The sequence below is a fragment of the Allobosea sp. MMO-172 genome, from assembly GCF_037147855.1.
Taxonomy (GTDB): domain Bacteria; phylum Pseudomonadota; class Alphaproteobacteria; order Rhizobiales; family Beijerinckiaceae; genus Allobosea.
Window position 1 is genome coordinate 460,023 of the sequence record NZ_JBBCUM010000001.1, and the last position, 15,883, is coordinate 475,905.

General features: G+C 66.9%; 15 protein-coding genes and 1 tRNA gene. 6 read left to right on the plus strand and 10 right to left on the minus strand.

What is annotated here, in order from left to right:
• Positions 1–93: 93 nt before the first annotated feature.
• Positions 94–1,482 (minus strand): aminotransferase-like domain-containing protein, encoded by a 1,389-nt coding sequence (locus WFK61_RS02145; RefSeq protein WP_336809883.1) that lies wholly within the window; start codon positions 1,480–1,482, stop codon positions 94–96.
• Positions 1,483–1,637: 155 nt separating this feature from the next.
• Here WFK61_RS02145 and WFK61_RS02150 point away from each other — a divergent pair, with 155 nt between their 5' ends.
• Together WFK61_RS02150 and WFK61_RS02155 are read left to right on the plus strand one after the other, a co-directional pair.
• Entirely contained in the window at positions 1,638–2,504 is an 867-nt protein-coding gene (locus WFK61_RS02150) for a DMT family transporter (RefSeq protein WP_336809884.1), read from the plus strand.
• A gap of 61 nt (positions 2,505–2,565) precedes the next feature.
• On the plus strand, positions 2,566–2,829 hold the full coding sequence (locus WFK61_RS02155; protein WP_293812475.1) for a DksA/TraR family C4-type zinc finger protein: 264 nt from the start codon (positions 2,566–2,568) through the stop codon (positions 2,827–2,829).
• Positions 2,830–2,931: 102 nt separating this feature from the next.
• Here WFK61_RS02155 and WFK61_RS02160 read toward each other — a convergent pair.
• The 4 genes from WFK61_RS02160 to WFK61_RS02175 all read right to left on the minus strand — a co-directional run bounded on the left by WFK61_RS02160 (position 2,932) and on the right by WFK61_RS02175 (position 5,988).
• Positions 2,932–3,007: transfer RNA gene (locus WFK61_RS02160), tRNA-Thr, on the minus strand.
• Positions 3,008–3,082: 75 nt separating this feature from the next.
• Positions 3,083–4,021 carry a prephenate/arogenate dehydrogenase family protein gene (locus WFK61_RS02165; RefSeq protein WP_336809885.1) on the minus strand — a complete coding sequence of 313 codons (939 nt, stop codon included), beginning with the start codon at positions 4,019–4,021 and terminating at the stop codon, positions 3,083–3,085.
• 5 nt (positions 4,022–4,026) lie between these two features.
• A complete protein-coding gene (hisC, locus tag WFK61_RS02170; RefSeq protein ID WP_336810096.1) occupies positions 4,027–5,127 on the minus strand; it encodes a histidinol-phosphate transaminase in 1,101 nt (366 codons plus the stop codon).
• A gap of 27 nt (positions 5,128–5,154) precedes the next feature.
• Positions 5,155–5,988 carry a chorismate mutase gene (locus tag WFK61_RS02175; protein ID WP_336809886.1) on the minus strand — a complete coding sequence of 278 codons (834 nt, stop codon included), beginning with the start codon at positions 5,986–5,988 and terminating at the stop codon, positions 5,155–5,157.
• Positions 5,989–6,158: 170 nt separating this feature from the next.
• On the opposite strand from WFK61_RS02175, the gene metX reads away from it, so the two are divergent.
• Positions 6,159–7,328, plus strand: coding sequence for a homoserine O-acetyltransferase MetX (gene metX / locus WFK61_RS02180; protein ID WP_336809887.1), 1,170 nt, complete (start codon positions 6,159–6,161; stop codon positions 7,326–7,328).
• A 3-nt stretch (positions 7,329–7,331) separates the two neighbouring features.
• On the plus strand, positions 7,332–7,955 hold the full coding sequence (metW, locus tag WFK61_RS02185) for a methionine biosynthesis protein MetW (RefSeq protein ID WP_336809888.1): 624 nt from the start codon (positions 7,332–7,334) through the stop codon (positions 7,953–7,955).
• A gap of 154 nt (positions 7,956–8,109) precedes the next feature.
• Here the strand turns inward: metW and clpB are convergent, their stop codons facing one another.
• Complete coding sequence (gene clpB, locus WFK61_RS02190; protein ID WP_336809889.1) at positions 8,110–10,728, minus strand: ATP-dependent chaperone ClpB; 2,619 nt, start codon at positions 10,726–10,728, stop codon at positions 8,110–8,112.
• Between the two features lie 175 nt (positions 10,729–10,903).
• Here clpB and WFK61_RS02195 point away from each other — a divergent pair, with 175 nt between their 5' ends.
• Positions 10,904–11,221: a DUF2293 domain-containing protein gene (locus tag WFK61_RS02195; RefSeq protein ID WP_336809890.1), complete on the plus strand. Its 318-nt coding sequence runs from the start codon at positions 10,904–10,906 to the stop codon at positions 11,219–11,221.
• 83 nt (positions 11,222–11,304) lie between these two features.
• Positions 11,305–12,090, plus strand: a complete 786-nt coding sequence (locus WFK61_RS02200; protein ID WP_336809891.1) for an MOSC domain-containing protein — start codon at positions 11,305–11,307, stop codon at positions 12,088–12,090.
• A 68-nt stretch (positions 12,091–12,158) separates the two neighbouring features.
• Here WFK61_RS02200 and WFK61_RS02205 read toward each other — a convergent pair whose 3' ends face one another.
• From WFK61_RS02205 to prfA, 4 genes are all read right to left on the minus strand, one after another.
• Positions 12,159–13,157, minus strand: a complete 999-nt coding sequence (locus WFK61_RS02205; RefSeq protein WP_336809892.1) for a DUF4167 domain-containing protein — start codon at positions 13,155–13,157, stop codon at positions 12,159–12,161.
• A 406-nt stretch (positions 13,158–13,563) separates the two neighbouring features.
• Entirely contained in the window at positions 13,564–14,403 is an 840-nt protein-coding gene (gene prmC, locus WFK61_RS02210; protein ID WP_336809893.1) for a peptide chain release factor N(5)-glutamine methyltransferase, read from the minus strand.
• A gap of 65 nt (positions 14,404–14,468) precedes the next feature.
• Positions 14,469–14,717, minus strand: coding sequence for a hypothetical protein (locus WFK61_RS02215; RefSeq protein WP_336809894.1), 249 nt, complete (start codon positions 14,715–14,717; stop codon positions 14,469–14,471).
• Between the two features lie 74 nt (positions 14,718–14,791).
• Positions 14,792–15,877, minus strand: a complete 1,086-nt coding sequence (gene prfA / locus WFK61_RS02220; RefSeq protein WP_336809895.1) for a peptide chain release factor 1 — start codon at positions 15,875–15,877, stop codon at positions 14,792–14,794.
• Positions 15,878–15,883 lie beyond the last annotated feature (6 nt).

Consider the following 15,883-nt stretch of genomic DNA (forward strand, 5'->3'; position numbering starts at 1 on the left):
TCGGGTCCTGTCCGGCCGAGCCGGTTGTTGCCGCGGTCTATATCAGGGGGGCGCCGGGCTGACGAGTGCGACGCGCGCCGAGACTGCGCTGGATCAATCGCGCGCAGCTGCACCGCCCTGCCGCCGCATCGTCGCCATCGCCTGCCCGAGCACCTCGATCACGCGCGGATCGCGTGACTGGGCGACGTTGAAGCGCATGAAGCTGCCGGCCGTCTGGGCGACGCTGAAGACATTGCCCGGCGCCAACACCACGCCCTGCATCACGGCGAGGCGCGCCAGCTCGGCGGAATCGATGCCGTCCGGCAGGCGGCACCAGAGATAGAAGCCACCTTTCGGCATCAGCCACGGGCGAATCCCCAGGGACTCCAGCCGCGCCGCGACCTCGCGCCGCGCCTGCGCCAGGCGGCGGTGCAATTCCTCCATGTGCTTGCGGTAGCTGCCACCAGCGAGAACGCCCGCCAGCAATTCCGTCGAGACCGGGCTGGGGCCGCCGAAATTGGTCGCGACCTGCAGGTCGACCAGCCCCTCGATCCAATCGGCCCGCGCCGCGATATAGCCGCAGCGAACCGCGGCCGAGAGCGTCTTGGAGAAACTGCCGATCCGAATGACGCGCTCCAGCCCGTCGAGCGCCGCCAGCCGCGCCGATGGCTCGGGCTCGAAATCGGCGAAGATGTCGTCTTCGACGATGATCACGTCGTTGGTCGCCGCAGCGCTCAGCACCCGATAGGCGGCCTGCGGCGACAGGCCGGCGCCAGTCGGGTTGTGCAGGCCGGAATTGGTCAGGTAGAGGCGCGGCCGCTCGGCCGCGACCACAGCCTCGAAGGCCGCGATATCCGGCCCTGTCGGCGTATAGGGCGTGCTCAGCACACGCACCTGATGCGCCCGCAACAAGGCCTGGAAATTGAAATAGCAGGGGTCGTCGACGAGGACCGCATCGCCCGGCCGCAACAGGAAGCGGCAGATCAGGTCGAGCGCCTGCGTGCCCGAACCGGTGAGCATGAGCTGTTCGGAGGCAACCGCCAGCCCGGCCTCGGCGAAGCGCCCGAGCAGGAGCCGACGCAGCACGGAAGCGCCGCGCGTTCCGCCATAATCGGTGAGGATCGCACCATCGGCTCGCGCCAGCGCCCGGAAACCGCGGCGCAGGGCCTCCTCCGGCATCCAGTCGGCCGGGAGCCAGCCGCAGCCCGGCTTCAACGCGCCGGGCTCGGCATCGAGCGACTGGCGCGAGACCCAGAAGGGATCGACGACCAGCTCCTGCGGCGAAGCGGCCTGCGTCAGAGCCAAAGGCGGCAGACCACCGCCGGTGACATAGAAGCCCGAGCCTTGCCGCGCGCGGATCAGCCCTTCAGCCGCGAGGCGGTCATAGGCTTCGACCACGGTCGAGGGCGAAACCTTCATCGTCGCAGCAAAGCCGCGGATCGAAGGCAAGCGATCGCCCGGCGCCAGCGTCCGCGTCGCCAGACGCACCCGGATTGCCGCCATCACGGTTTCCGTCCGCGTCGCGGCAGGTTCGCCTGTGTCGAGTGTATGGATATCCATGGCCATACAGTTTGCCATGAATGTACCGGTCTGTCGCTGGCTTCATTGCGAGCACGCGCCTAGAGCACGGCTTCCGGCGAAGCAGCAGGACGGATCGGATGTCAAACAACTGGGGTGGCAAGGGCTGGGGCAGCGGACTCATCGGTGTGCTGATCTTCAGCGGCTCGCTGCCGGCGACGCGCGTCGCGGTGGCCGGTTTCTCGCCGCTGTTCCTGACCGGCGCCCGGGCGGCTATCGCCGCCCTTCTGGGCGCGGCCTGCCTGATGCTGCTGCGCCAGCAATGGCCGCAAAAGGCGGATATCCGCCCGCTCGCGATCGTCGCGCTCGGCGTCGTGCTCGGCTTTCCCCTGCTCACGGCGCTCGCTCTCCAGCATATCCCCTCGGCGCGCTCAATCGTCTTCATCGGGCTCCTGCCGTTAGCGACCGCCTTGTTCGGCGTATTGCGCGGCGGCGAACGGCCGAAGCCGGTGTTCTGGCTGTTTTCCGGGCTCGGCAGCGCCACGGTCGTCGGTTTCGCGCTGGCCAATAGCGATAGCGACTCGATAACGGGTGATCTGCTGATGGTCGCGGCGGTGCTGCTCTGCGGCCTCGGCTATGCCGAGGGCGCGAGCCTGTCGCGCCGGCTCGGCGGCTGGCAGGTGATTTCCTGGGCTCTCCTGCTGTCACTGCCGGCGATGGCCGTGATCGCACTGCTGTTCTGGCCATCGACCTGGCAAGGCATCGGCACGCCGGCCTGGATCGGGCTCGGTTATGTCTCGGTCTTCAGCATGCTCGTCGGCTTCGTGTTCTGGTATCGGGGCCTGGCGATCGGCGGCACGGCGACGGTCGGCCAGCTTCAGCTGCTGCAACCCTTCTTCGGGTTGATGCTGGCGGGCTTCCTGCTCGGCGAGCCGATCGCCTGGACGATGATCGCCGCGACCGCTGTGGTCGTGCTCTGCGTCGCCGGGGCGAAACGCTTCGCCTGAGCGGAAGCTCTTGGATTTCGCGCGACCTGCGGCCATCTTATGGCTTATCGGAGGTTGCGTCATGGCAAGCGGATGGGCTCCGGACGGAGCGGTTCAGGACCAGATCGACGGCTCGATCACGGACGCTGTCCGTCTCGCACGCTCGCGATTGCCGAGCGGGCCGGGCGAAATCCATTGCCAGGAATGCGGGGAAGAGATTCCCGAAGCGCGGCGCCTCGCGATGCCCGGCGCCCGGCTCTGCGTCGCCTGCCAGTCCGGTCACGATCGTTCGGCGGCGCAATCCAGCTACAACCGGCGCGGCAGCAAGGACAGCCAGCTGAAATGAGGCCTGCGCGCTGAAACGCTATTGCCGGTGCCGACGAATTTCGACGTTCGACAGCCATCGAAAGCGATGGTCCTGACGCGCCGCGATGTCGGGGAAGGATCGTGGTGCCGCTTGAGGGATTCGAACCCCCGACCCCCTCATTACGAATGAGGTGCTCTACCAGCTGAGCTAAAGCGGCAACGGGTGGCGCTGTACCAGCAGGCGCTGGGCTTGGCAAGCCGCAACCGCGCCCGTTTCACAGGCTTCGCCGGTTTCAATCCTTGCGCAGCTTCTCCGTCTCCGGCTTCTCCTGGCCGAGCGCGACGATACCGCGGCGGATGGCGCGGGTGCGGGTGAAGTGCTTGTGCAGGGTCTCGCCGTCGCCATAGCGGATGGCGCGGGTGAGCAGGGCGAGGTCCTCGTTGAAGCGGCCGAGCATCTCCAGCACCGCTTCCTTGTTGTGCAGGAAGACGTCGCGCCACATCGTCGGATCGGAGGCCGCGATGCGGGTAAAGTCGCGGAAGCCGCCGGCCGAGAACTTGATCACCTCGGACTGCGTCACCGCCTCCAGATCCTCGGCTGTGCCGACGATATTGTAGGCGATCAGATGCGGCAGGTGGCTGGTGACGGCGAGCACGAGGTCATGATGCTGTGCGCTCATCACCTCGACCAGCGCGCCCATCCCCTCCCAGAACTGGCGGGTTTTCGCGATGGCCGCCGGCTCCGTACCCTCGGGCGGGGTCAGGATGCACCAGCGGTTGAGGAAGAGGCTCGGGAAGCCGGCATCGGGGCCGGAATTCTCCGTGCCCGCGACCGGGTGCGCCGGCACGAAGGCGACGCCCTCCGGCAGATGCGGCGAGACGGCATCGACGACCGAACCCTTGACCGAGCCGACATCGGAGACGATCGCGCCCGGCTTCAGCTCGCTGGCGATCTCGACCGCGACCGGTCCGCAGGCACCGACCGGCACGCAGAAGATGATGTGATCGGCATCGCGGGCTGCTTCCGCCGCCGTCTCCGCAACGGCATGGCCGAGGCCAAGCTCGCGCGCCCGCTTGCGGACAGCCTCGTCGCGATCCGCCAGCACGATCGTGCCGGCGAGGTTCAGCTCCTTCGCCGCGCGCGCGATCGAGGAACCGATCAGCCCGATGCCGATGATGGCGAGACGGGCGAAGACCGGCTCGGACCGGCGTGGCGCGAAGCTTTCCGCCATCTCGGTCACGCCTTGAGGAAATCGGCGAGCGCGGCGACGACGAGGCGGTTCGCCTCCTCGCTGCCGATAGTCATGCGCAGCGCGTCCGGCAGGCCATAGCCGCCGACGGCGCGCAGGATGAGGCCGCGCTGGGTCAGGAAGGCGTCGGCGTCCCTGGCGGTCTTGCCGGGCGTCTTGGTGAAATGGATCAGCACGAAATTGCCGACCGAGGGCGTGACGGTCAGACCGAGCTTCTCCAGCTCGGCCGTGGTCCAGGCGAGCCATTTCTCGTTATGCTCAAGGGCGGCAGCGACATGCGCCTCGTCGGCAACGGCCGCGGCGCCGGCCTCGATCGCGGCGCCGTTGACGTTGAAGGGGCCGCGGATGCGCTCGAGCGCATCGATGATATGGGCCGGCGCGTACATCCAGCCGATGCGCAGATTGGCGAGGCCGTAGATCTTCGAGAAGGTGCGGGTCATCACGACATTCTCGCTCTCGGCGACGAGCTCGATGCCGGAGGCGTAGTCGTTGCGGCGGACATATTCGGCATAGGCCGCATCGAGCACGAGCAGGACATGCGGCGGCAGGCCGGCCTGCAGGCGCTTGACCTCGTCGAAGGGCAGATAGGTGCCGGTCGGGTTGTTGGGGTTGGCGAGGAAGACGATCTTCGTCTTCGGCGTCACCGCCGCCAGGATGCCGTCGACATCGGCCGTGTAGTTCTTCTCGGGCACGACGACCGGCTTGCCGCCCATGGCGAGGATGGCGATGCGATAAACCAGGAAGCCGTACTGGCTGTAGATGCCCTCGTCGCCCGCGCCGAGATAGGCCTTGGTAACGAGCTCAAGCAATTCATCCGAGCCGTTGCCGCAGATGATCCGCTGGGGATCGAGGCCATAGCGGCCGGCGATCGCCTGCTTGAGCTTGGTCGACGTGCCGTCGGGATAGAGTTCCAGCTTGGCGGCGAGGCCTTCAAATGCGGCGATCGCCTTGGGGCTCGGGCCGAGCGGCGTCTCGTTGGAAGAGAGCTTGTGCAGCTTCACGCCGGCGGGCGCGGCGGATTTGCCGGGGACATAGGCCTCGATATCGAGGACGCCGGGACGCGGGGTGGGACGGGTCGCCATGACGATTGACCTTGCAGCAGGAAGCCAGCCCGTTCAGCGGGCGGATTTGACGGAGAAGCGGGCGGCGTGGCTGCCGACCTCGGCGAAATCGCTGAGCCCGGCCGGCGCGAGGGCCTGGCGGATCGCGGCCTGATCGACCTCGCCGGAGGCCGCGACGAGCAGCGACAGGTGCGAGCCGTCGGCAGCCGAGGCCGAGACCTCGGCCAAATGCTCGGCAAGGCCGTGGCGCAAGCTTTCAGACCAGCGCTCGACGCGGGCGGCATAAAGCACGATCTCGCGCACGGCGGCGTCGGCCAGCGGCTTGGCGATGCAGTAGACCGGCGTGCCCGCAGGATGGTTCGGCCGCTCGACGAAGGGCAGGCGCGCGATGATCTTGGGCGCATCAACCCCGATCAGGTCCCGCCACCAGATGCCGGCGCTGGCGCCCTGGTCCATGCGGAAGATGCCGAGATCGCCAGCCGATTCCGCGACCGCTCGGATGACCGAACGGGCATCCTCATGCGGGATATAGGGAACGGTGAAGCCGAAATGGAAGCGGGCGGAATCGCGCATCGCCGCATCGCCGCCGGAGATGTCGGCATGGACCGAGTAATTCGCCTGCACATAGGTGAAGGTCGCGATGATGATGCGCCAGACGCTCTCCACCGTGTCGAGCGGCAGCAGGCCCTTATGGCTGAGGGCCAGGCGCTTCATGATGTCGGCCTCGCGGCCGGGGCGGAAGGCGGAGCCGGAGGCCTGCGTCTTCTTGATCGAGATCAGCGTCTCGATGATCTGCGAGCGCTCCATCAGCAGCGCGTGCATCGCGCTGTCGATGCGGTCGATTTCACCGCGCAGATCGGCAAGGGTGGTCGGGGCGGCTTCGGTCATGGGCAACGCGCTTTCCGGCAAGGCCACGCTCCTTAGCGCTCCCGCAACGCCTTGGCAAAGCCGGCTGCGCAGTCCCGCGTTGACAGAAGCGCTCTGGCGCGGCATCGCTAGAGTTCGATTTTCCGAACGCCTGGACCGGCAAGACAAATCCTACTGCCGAAGCGGACGACATGAGAGATCTCTCCCCCAGCCTGGCCGATCCGCAGAAGGAGGCGAACGAGCCCTCCAGCCCGGTCGCGCGCTTCGGGCCCGACACGCCCCTGCTGATGGATTGCGGCGTGGTGCTGGACCACTGGCAGATCGCCTACCAGACCTACGGCACGTTGAACGCCGAGAAATCGAACGCGGTGCTGGTCTGCCATGCCCTGACCGGCGACCAGTATGTCGCGAGCCGCAACCCGATCACCGGCAAGGGCGGCTGGTGGACGGCGATGATCGGGCCGGGCAAGCCGATCGAGACCGACCGCTATTTCGTGATCTGCGCCAATGTGATCGGCGGCTGCACCGGCACCACAGGCCCGGCCTCGACCAATCCGGCCACGGGCAAGCCCTGGGGCCTGTCCTTCCCGATCGTCACCATCCGCGACATGGTGCGGGCGCAGGCAGCGCTCATCGACTCCCTGGGCATCGAGACGCTGTTCTGCGTCGCCGGCGGCTCAATGGGCGGCATGCAGGTGCTGCAATGGGCCGCGAGCTATCCGAACCGCGTCTTCTCGGCGCTGCCGCTCGCGACCGGCGCCAAGCACTCGGCCCAGAACATCGCCTTCCACGAAGTCGGCCGGCAGGCGGTGATGGCCGATCCGGAATGGCGGCAGGGGCGCTATCTCGAAGAAGGCACGCGCCCGGCCAAGGGATTGTCGGTCGCGCGGATGGGCGCGCATATCACCTATCTCTCGGAGCAGGCGCTGCACCGCAAGTTCGGCCGCAAATTGCAGGACCGGGCGGCGCCGACCTTCTCCTTCGACGCGGATTTCCAGGTCGAGAGCTATCTGCGCCATCAGGGCCTGAGCTTCGTCGAGCGCTTCGACGCCAATTCCTATCTCTATGTCACGCGCGCGATGGATTATTTCGACCTGGCTGCCGATCATGACGGCGTGCTGGCGCGGGCCTTCACCGGCACGAAGACCCGCTTCTGCGTGGCCTCCTTCACTTCTGACTGGCTGTTCCCGACGGCGGATTCGCGCGCGATCGTGCACGCGCTCAACGCGGCCGGCGCCTCGGTCTCCTTCGTCGAGCTGGAGAGCGACAAGGGGCACGACGCCTTCCTGCTGGAAGAGCCCAATCTCTTCGCCACGACGCGCGGCTTCATCGGCGCGGCGGCCCGGGCACGCGGACTTTAGACCATGGCCTTCAGCGACAACCAGACCAACCGCATCGACCTCCGGCTCGTCGCCGAGATGGTGCAGCCCGGCACGCGCGTGCTCGATGTCGGCTGCGGCGACGGTGCCCTGCTCGCGCTGCTGGCCGAGAGCCGGCAGGTCGATGCGCGCGGCATCGAATTGTCGCGCGAGGGCGTGGCCGATTGCGTCGCGCGCGGGCTCTCGGTGATCCAGGGCGACGCCGATACCGACCTTGCCGACTACCCGGACGATAGCTTCGACTACGTCATCCTCTCCCAGACGATCCAGGCGACGCGCAATCCGCGGCTCGTGCTGGAGCAGATGCTGCGCATCGGCCGGCACGCCATCGTCTCCTTCCCGAATTTCGGGCATTGGCGGATGCGCAGCCAAGTCTTCTTCCAGGGACGGATGCCGGTGACGGACTCCCTGCCCTATGCCTGGTGGGACACGCCCAATATCCATTTCTGCACGATCCGGGATTTCGTGACGCTGTGCGACCAGATCGGCGCCCGCAAGGAGCGCGCGGTCGCGCTCGACGCAGCCGGCGGACGGGTCGGCGTCAACGCGCCCTGGTGGTTCTGGAATCTGTTCGGCGCACAGGCGGTGTTCCTGCTGAAGCGGAGGTAAATCCTTCTCCCCTCGGGGGAGAAGGTGGCAGCGCGAAGCGCTGACGGATGAGGGCAGCGCGCCAGACAAAAGAAAAGGGCCGCTTTCGCGACCCTCCCCTCATCCGTCTGCTCCGCAGACACCTTCTCCCCCAAGGGGAGAAGGGAAACGGCGATCAGTTCAACGCCACGCCAGCCGGCCGCTTTTCCTTCACGGCCGCGACCGAGCCCAGCATCAGCGAACCCGGACCGACGGTGATCGGCACATCCTCGCCATCGACGATGTCGCCCGCGAGGATCGCTTCCGCCAGCGGGTCCTGCACCGATTTCTGGATCACGCGCTTCAGCGGGCGCGCGCCATAGGCCGGGTCGTAGCCCTTGTCGGCCAGCCACTCGCGCGCCTCCTTCGAGAGCTCGAGCGTGATCTTGCGGTCGGTCAGCAGCTTCTGGAGCCGCGCCATCTGGATGTCGACGATCGCGTCCATGTCCTTCCGCCGCAGGCGATGGAACAGGATGATGTCGTCGATCCGGTTCAGGAATTCGGGCCGGAAGGCGTGGCGGACCACGCCCATAACCTCGTCGCGAACCGCGTCGCTGTCCTGCCCTTCGGGCTGGTTCACCAGGAACTCCGAACCGAGATTCGAGGTCATGATGATCAGCACGTTGCGGAAATCGACGGTGCGGCCCTGGCCATCAGTCAGACGGCCGTCGTCGAGCACCTGCAGCAGGACGTTGAACACGTCCGGATGCGCCTTCTCGACCTCGTCGAAGAGCACGACCTGATAGGGCCGGCGCCGCACGGCCTCCGTCAGCGCCCCACCCTCCTCATAGCCGACATAGCCGGGAGGCGCGCCGATCAGCCGGGCGACCGAGTGCTTCTCCATGTACTCGGACATGTCGATGCGCACGAGCGCCGTGTCGTCGTCGAACAGGAACGAGGCCAGTGCCTTGGTCAATTCGGTCTTGCCGACGCCGGTGGGGCCGAGGAACATGAAGGAGCCGATCGGACGGTTCGGGTCCTGCAGGCCGGCGCGAGCGCGACGGACCGCGGTCGAGACCGCCTCCACCGCTTCCTTCTGCCCAACGACGCGAGCACCGAGAACCTCCTCCATGCGGAGCAGCTTCTCCTTCTCGCCTTCCAGCATCCGATCGACCGGCACGCCGGTCCAGCGCGAGACGACGGCAGCGACGTGATCGGGCGTCACCGCTTCTTCGACCATGCCGGCGCTCTCGCCCTTCTCCTCGATCTCGGCCAGACGCTTCTCGAGCTGCGGGATCTCGCCATAGGCAAGCTCGCCCGCGCGCTGGTATTCGCCCTTGCGCTGCGCCTGAGCGAGCTCGTTGCGAGCGTTGTCGAGCTTGGTCTTGATCTCCGCTGCGTGGCCGAGCTTGTCCTTCTCGGCCTTCCACTTGGCCGTGATGGTGCCGGAACGCGTCTCCAGATCGGCCAATTCGGCTTCGAGCCGCTTCAACCGCTCCTTCGAGCCGGCGTCGCTCTCCTTCTTGAGCGCCTCCTGCTCGATCTTGAGACGGACGATCTCGCGATCGATCGAATCCAGCTCCTCGGGCTTCGAGTCGACCTGCATGCGCAGGCGCGCCCCGGCCTCGTCGACGAGGTCGATCGCCTTGTCCGGCAGGAAGCGGTCGGTGATGTAGCGGTTCGACAGGGTCGCAGCCGAGACCAGCGCCGAATCCGTGATGCGGACGCGGTGATGCTGCTCATACTTCTCCTTCAGGCCGCGCAGGATCGAGATGGTGTCCTCGACCGTCGGCTCCTCGACGAAAACCGGCTGGAAGCGCCGCGCCAGAGCCGCGTCCTTCTCGACATACTTGCGGTACTCGTCGAGCGTGGTCGCGCCGACGCAGTGCAGTTCGCCGCGCGCCAGGGCAGGCTTCAGCAGGTTCGAGGCATCCATCGCGCCGTCGGTCTTGCCGGCGCCGACGAGGGTATGCATCTCGTCGATGAACAGGATGACGCCGCCATCCGAGGACGAGACCTCGGTCAGCACCGCCTTCAGCCGCTCCTCGAACTCGCCGCGATATTTCGCGCCGGCGATGAGCGAGCCCATGTCGAGCGCGAGCAACTCCTTGTCCTTCAGGCTCTCGGGCACGTCGCCATTGACGATGCGCAGCGCGAGGCCCTCGGCGATGGCGGTCTTGCCGACGCCGGGCTCGCCGATCAGGACGGGATTGTTCTTGGTCCGGCGCGACAAAACCTGGATCGTGCGGCGGATCTCCTCGTCGCGGCCGATGACCGGGTCGAGCTTGCCCTCGCGCGCCGCGGCGGTGAGGTCGCGGGCGTATTTCTTCAGCGCGTCATAGGCCTGCTCGGCCGAAGCGGAATCGGCGGTGCGGCCCTTGCGGATCGCCTCGATCGCAGCATTCAGCGCCTGCGGCGTCACGCCGGCCTTCGACAGGGCCTTGCCGGCCTCGCTGTCCTTCTCGATCGCGAGCGCGAGCAAAAGCCGCTCGACCGTGACGAACGAGTCGCCGGCCTTCTCGGCCGCCTTTTCGGCAGTGTCGAAGACGCGCGCGAGGCCCGGCGTCAGGTTGAGGCCGCCGGAGCCACCCGAAACCTTCGGGAGCTTGGCCAAGGCCTGGTCGACGAGCTGCAATGCGACGCGCGACTGGCCGCCGGCCCGGTCGATCAGACCAGCCGCCATGCCTTCATTGTCGTCGAGCAAAGCCTTCAGAAGATGCTCGGGGGTGAACTGCTGGTTCCCCTCCCGCAAGGCGATCGTCTGCGCCGCCTGGAGAAAGCCCTTCGCCCGATCGGTATATTTCTCAATGTTCATTCAAGTCACTCCGCCCGCAGGCCACGCCCCGTAGCAACGTGATCCTGCTGCCCTTTCATCAGGATGGGGCGCCGCGATGGGCCGCCCCTCGCCCTCCAAGATAGTGTTGCTTTCGCGCAACGGAAGAGGCCCGCCCCAGAATTGACCTGGCGCAAAGGGCAGGCGCAGATCGGGCATGGCCGGGACCAAGCGACAGCAGGCGATTCGGAAGTCACTGAGGGCGCTGGCGCCCGGCATTCCGCTCTCCGACGCCGAGGCCGTGGTCACGCTGGCGGAGCGGCGTCACATGAAGGACCTACCGCCCTCGACCGCGCTCTGGCTGGCGCTCGGCAGCCATGTCCGCCATGTCCATACCGATTACGAGCGGCTGCTGGGCGAAGGCTACGACCGCGACGCCGCCCGCTTCTTCGTCGCCGACGATACCGACGCCGTGCTCGCGGGCTGGGGCTGCCAGCGCTCGGTCAGCGATGGCGAAGACGACACATCCGATTGATCGAAACGGATACAGAATTTGATCTGTCAGGACCGCCTGGTACGGCTATGGTCCGCCCAACCTTGCCTTAGCCGGACCCGACCATGCGCATCGAAACGCTCTACCGCTACCCCGTGAAGGGCCTCTCGCCGGAGAGGCTGAAGCGGGCGGCCTTGCCGGCCGGCGGCTTCTTCCCGGGCGACAGGCTTTTCGCCATCGAGAACGGCCCCTCCGGCTTCGATCCGGCCGAGCCCGTGCATCAGCCCAAGATCAAATACCTCATGCTGATGCGCAACGAGTCGCTCGCCCGGCTCAGGACCCGCTACGACGATGTCAGCGGCGATCTCGTCATCCACGAGAACGGGCAGGAAGTGTTGCGCGCAGCAACCGCCAGCGACGAAGGCCACGCCGCGATCTCGCGGTTCTTCTCCGACTTCATGCCCGAGGAACTGCGCGGCGAGCCGAAGCTGCTGACGGCGCCTCCGACCTATCGCTTCATGGATTCGCGCTCCGGCTTCCTCTCGATCATCAATCTCGCCAGCGTCGCCGACCTCGAAGTGCGCCTTGGACAGCCCGTCGATCCCCTGCGCTTCCGCGGCAACCTGATGGTGAGCGGGCTCGCGCCCTGGGCCGAGAACGATCTCGTCGACCGCGAGCTGACCGGGCCCGGCGGCCTGCGCCTGCAAGTGATCAAGCGGATCGAACGCTGCGCGGCGACCAATGTCGACCCAGACACCGGCGCGCGCGACATGCAGATCCCCAAGGCACTGATGAAGAATTACGGCCATGTCGATTGCGGCATCTATTGCCGCATCCTCACGGCCGGCGCGCTGGTCGAGGGCGACAGCCTGACCGTTGCGGACGCGCCGGTCGAACTCGGCATCGCCTGATCGGCGCAGATAAAGAAAAAGGGCCCGAATGGGCCCTTTTCCATATTTAATGCCTGATAGCGTGGGGCTTACTCGGCCGAGCTATCCGTCTCCGAACCCAGCGCATCCATGACCTCGCGGGGCGAGCGGCGACGGCGGGTACGCTTCGGAGCAGCCTCCTCGGCAGGCTCAGCCGCGGCAGCCGGCTCGGCGACGGGGGCTTCGACCGGCTCCGACGCAACAACGCGCACGGGGTTGGTCAGGAAGGAGGGCAGCGCGGCGGCGACGTCATCGCCCGCATCGGCCTCGACCTCACGCTCGCGGCGCGGACGGCGCTCGCGCTGGGGACGCTCGCTCCGCTCGGGACGCTCGAAGCGGCGCTGTTCGCCCTGGGCCTGCTCCGGAGCCGCCTCGACGGCGCCGCCCTCGCTGACCGGGATGTCGGAGCGCGGCGCGTCGGGACGCGGCGCATAACCGCCGGGAGCGCCCTGGCCGCCTTCGGCATTGCGGTCGAAACGACGCTCGCCACGATCCTGACGGTCGAAACGGCGCTCGTTGTTATTGTTGTTGCGGTCGTTGTTGAAACGCTCGCGACGATTGTTGCGGTCGAAGCGCTGGCCGCCCTGCTGCTGGCCCTCGCCGCCCTCGCCCTCGGCACGCTGGCCGCCGCCATGGCCGTTATAGCCATTGGGATTGCCATAGCCGTTGGAACGCATCTCCGGCTGCGGGCCGGCGCCGGGCTGGAAGGACTGGCCTTCCTCGTCGCCCTCTTCCTCGCCCTCGTCCGCATCCTCGACGAAGGCGCGATTCGGCGGGAAGGAATGGCCGAACTGCTGAGCCATCTGCTCCTGCGCCGCGAGCAGGATGCGGTAGTAGTGCTCGGCGTACTGGAAATAGCTCTCGGCAGCGACGGTATCGCCCGAAGACTGGGCGTCACGAGCAAGCTGCAGATATTTCTCGGCGACATGCTGCGCCGTGCCGCGAACCTTTACGTCCGGGCCGTTGGATTCGTAGCTACGCTGCAACGGATTGGGAGATTTGCGGTTGCCGTTATTGTTGCCGCCGCCGTTATTGTTGCGGCCGCGCATACGCCGGTTCTGACCTGGTCTCATTCGCGTCTGTCTCGCGCTTCTGTGTTCAAAGCAACCGTGGTGCCGTCATGCGCGTTGCGAAGCACAGCGGGTTGCGACGCTGTGTCGGACGAAGGTGACCTGAAGGGGCGATACGCCGTTCCTGGTCTTCACGCGCTCTTTTCCAAAAAGGGGGTTTCAACCCCATGAGCCGATCGGCGCCACGCGCCTTCGGGGCTCCATCCGGCTTGTCAGCTGCATCGCCCCGGGAACACGCCCGCAAACGATGCCGAACTCAAGAGCAATCCTGTACGATCGGGAACTGCCCAGAGGCCCGGCTCTGACGCCACCAGCTTCGGCTGGATGCTGCATAGCTGCTTTTGGCTGCTTCTCCAAGCGAAATCGACCAAAAGCCTGTGCATTCTCAAGCGAGCATGAAGATCAACGCCCGCTCATGCCCTCCGAGATCATTGCGGCTGCCGCGGAATTCAAGCCCGCCCGCCCGCATCAGGGCGACGACATCCGGCCCCTGCCCCGCACCGATTTCGAAAACGATGACGCCGCCGGGCGCCAGCAGCGGCGGCAAGGCCGTGGCGAAAAGGCGATAGGGCCCGAGTCCGTCGGCACCGCCATCCAGCGCAAGCAGCGGATCGTGCTCGCGCACCTCGACGGACAGCGTCGCGATCTCCGCCGAGGGGATATAGGGCGGGTTCGAGACGATCAGGTCGAAGCGGCCGGTCAGACCCGCAGTCCAGCTACCCTGCCGGAAAGTCACGCGATCATCGACGCCGTTGAGGGCGGCATTCGCCGCAGCGGTCCGGCAGGCCTCGTCCGACAGGTCGATGCCGATGCCACGCGCTCGCGGCAGCTCGCTGAGAAGCGCGATCAGCAGGCAGCCGGTGCCGGTGCCGAGGTCGAGCAGCTTCAACGTCTCCTCGCGGCGTCCGGCGAACTGGGCCAAAGCCGTCTCGACGATCGTTTCGCTATCGGGGCGCGGCTCCAGCGTCGCGGGCGACAGACGGAAGGGCAGCCCCCAGAATTCGCGCTCGCCGAGAATGCGCCAGACGGGCTCGCCAGCGGCGCGCCGCGCCGCGAAATCGTCCAGCCGGGCGAGCGCTTCAGGGGGTAGGATCAGGTCGGGATCGGCGTTCTCGACGCCGAGACTGCCCTCGACCAGCAGCCGCGCATCGAGCCCGGGGCTGGTCGAGCCCGCGCGCATGAGGCTTTGCGCAAGAAGACGCCGCGCCTCCCTGACGGTCGGCACGGCGCCCTCCCCTCGTGCGTTTCCAGCGAAGCCGATTTCGGGCTTCGCCATCCCCGAAGCGGCGGCTAGTTGCCGTTCATCTTCAGGTCCATGCAGGTCCTCATCTTCTTGTTGATCGAGGCCTTGCTTTCGCGGGTCCCGGCCAGCTCCAGACGGCAGGCCTTGCGCGCCTGCGACTGCGTCATCGCGCCCTGAAGCGCGGCCGGCTGGCCTGCGGTGATCCTCTTGAACGTGCGCTCCTGCGCCTGCGAGACGCCGCTCATCGCCAGCGCCATCAGACCGGTCACCGCTATCGTCGAGAACATCTTGATCATGAGAGGGTCCCCCCTTCGCTGGTGTCGATGCCTTATCAACGCGGGATGGCGATTTTGGTTTCATCGCGCCCGCCTCACGCCATGCCCTCGGCCGCCAGCAGCTTCGCCTGATGCTCGGCGGTGAGCGCATCGATGATCTCATCGAGAACGAGGCCCTGCATCATCTCGTCGAGCTTGTAGAGCGTGAGATTGATGCGGTGGTCCGTCACGCGCCCCTGCGGGAAATTGTAGGTGCGGATGCGCTCCGAACGGTCGCCGGAGCCGACCTGCGAACGCCGGTCCGCCGAGCGCTCGGCATCGATGCGCAGGCGCTCCATGTCGAAGAGTTTGGCGCGCAGCAATTCATAGGCCCGTGCCTTGTTCTTGTGCTGCGAGCGCTCGTCCTGGACCAGTACGACCGTATTGGTCGGGATATGGGTCAGGCGCACCGCCGATTCGGTCTTGTTGACGTGCTGGCCACCGGCGCCACCCGAGCGCAGTGTGTCGATGCGGATATCGGCATCGTTCAGGGTAACATCGACATCGGTCGCCAGCGGCAAGGTCGCGACCGTCGCGGCAGAGGTATGGATGCGCCCGCTCGCCTCGGTATCCGGCACGCGCTGGACGCGGTGGACGCCGGATTCGAATTTGAGCCGGGCATAGACGCCGCGCCCGTTGATCTCGGCGATGACCTCCTTGAAGCCGCCGACCGTGCCTTCGCTCTCGGAGAGAATATCGACGCTCCAGCCCTTCTGGGCCGCATGACGCTGATACATGCGCAGGAGATCGCCGGCGAAGAGCGAGGCCTCATCACCACCGGTGCCGGCCCGGATTTCGAGGATGACGCCGCGCTCGTCGGCAGCATCCTTCGGCAGCAGGGCCACCAAGATCTCGCGGGCACGCGCCTCGATTTCGGCGCGGGCGGTATCGCGCTCCTCATAAGCGAGGTCGCGGAACTCGGCATCGGTCGCGGGATCGGCGATCAGCGCCTCGGCTTCCTCCAGCGCGACCTGCGCCTGCCGCCAGGAGGCGATCGCCGCGACGACCGGATCGAGCTCGGCCAGCTCCTTCGCGAGCTCGACGGTGCGCGCCGCCTCGCTCGCATGGCTGATCTCATCGGTCGCGGCGGCATGGCGCGCCACGATGACGTCGAGACGATCCTGGGGAAGCTGGAGGGACATTCAACG

Excerpts from the sequence above, each read along its gene's own strand:
- WFK61_RS02205 (WP_336809892.1), bottom strand. The coding sequence starts at position 13,157 with ATGCGCGGCCGCAACAATAACGGCGGCGGCAACAATAACGGCAACCGC.
- WFK61_RS02195 (WP_336809890.1), top strand. The coding sequence starts at position 10,904 with ATGGCCGGGACCAAGCGACAGCAGGCGATTCGGAAGTCACTGAGGGCG.
- WFK61_RS02215 (WP_336809894.1), bottom strand. The coding sequence starts at position 14,717 with ATGATCAAGATGTTCTCGACGATAGCGGTGACCGGTCTGATGGCGCTG.
- WFK61_RS02200 (WP_336809891.1), top strand. The coding sequence starts at position 11,305 with ATGCGCATCGAAACGCTCTACCGCTACCCCGTGAAGGGCCTCTCGCCG.
- WFK61_RS02145 (WP_336809883.1), bottom strand. The coding sequence starts at position 1,482 with ATGGCGGCAATCCGGGTGCGTCTGGCGACGCGGACGCTGGCGCCGGGC.
- metW (WP_336809888.1), top strand. The coding sequence starts at position 7,332 with ATGGCCTTCAGCGACAACCAGACCAACCGCATCGACCTCCGGCTCGTC.
- WFK61_RS02150 (WP_336809884.1), top strand. The coding sequence starts at position 1,638 with ATGTCAAACAACTGGGGTGGCAAGGGCTGGGGCAGCGGACTCATCGGT.
- WFK61_RS02175 (WP_336809886.1), bottom strand. The coding sequence starts at position 5,988 with ATGACCGAAGCCGCCCCGACCACCCTTGCCGATCTGCGCGGTGAAATC.
- prfA (WP_336809895.1), bottom strand. The coding sequence starts at position 15,877 with ATGTCCCTCCAGCTTCCCCAGGATCGTCTCGACGTCATCGTGGCGCGC.
- WFK61_RS02155 (WP_293812475.1), top strand. The coding sequence starts at position 2,566 with ATGGCAAGCGGATGGGCTCCGGACGGAGCGGTTCAGGACCAGATCGAC.
- WFK61_RS02165 (WP_336809885.1), bottom strand. The coding sequence starts at position 4,021 with ATGGCGGAAAGCTTCGCGCCACGCCGGTCCGAGCCGGTCTTCGCCCGT.
- clpB (WP_336809889.1), bottom strand. The coding sequence starts at position 10,728 with ATGAACATTGAGAAATATACCGATCGGGCGAAGGGCTTTCTCCAGGCG.
- metX (WP_336809887.1), top strand. The coding sequence starts at position 6,159 with ATGAGAGATCTCTCCCCCAGCCTGGCCGATCCGCAGAAGGAGGCGAAC.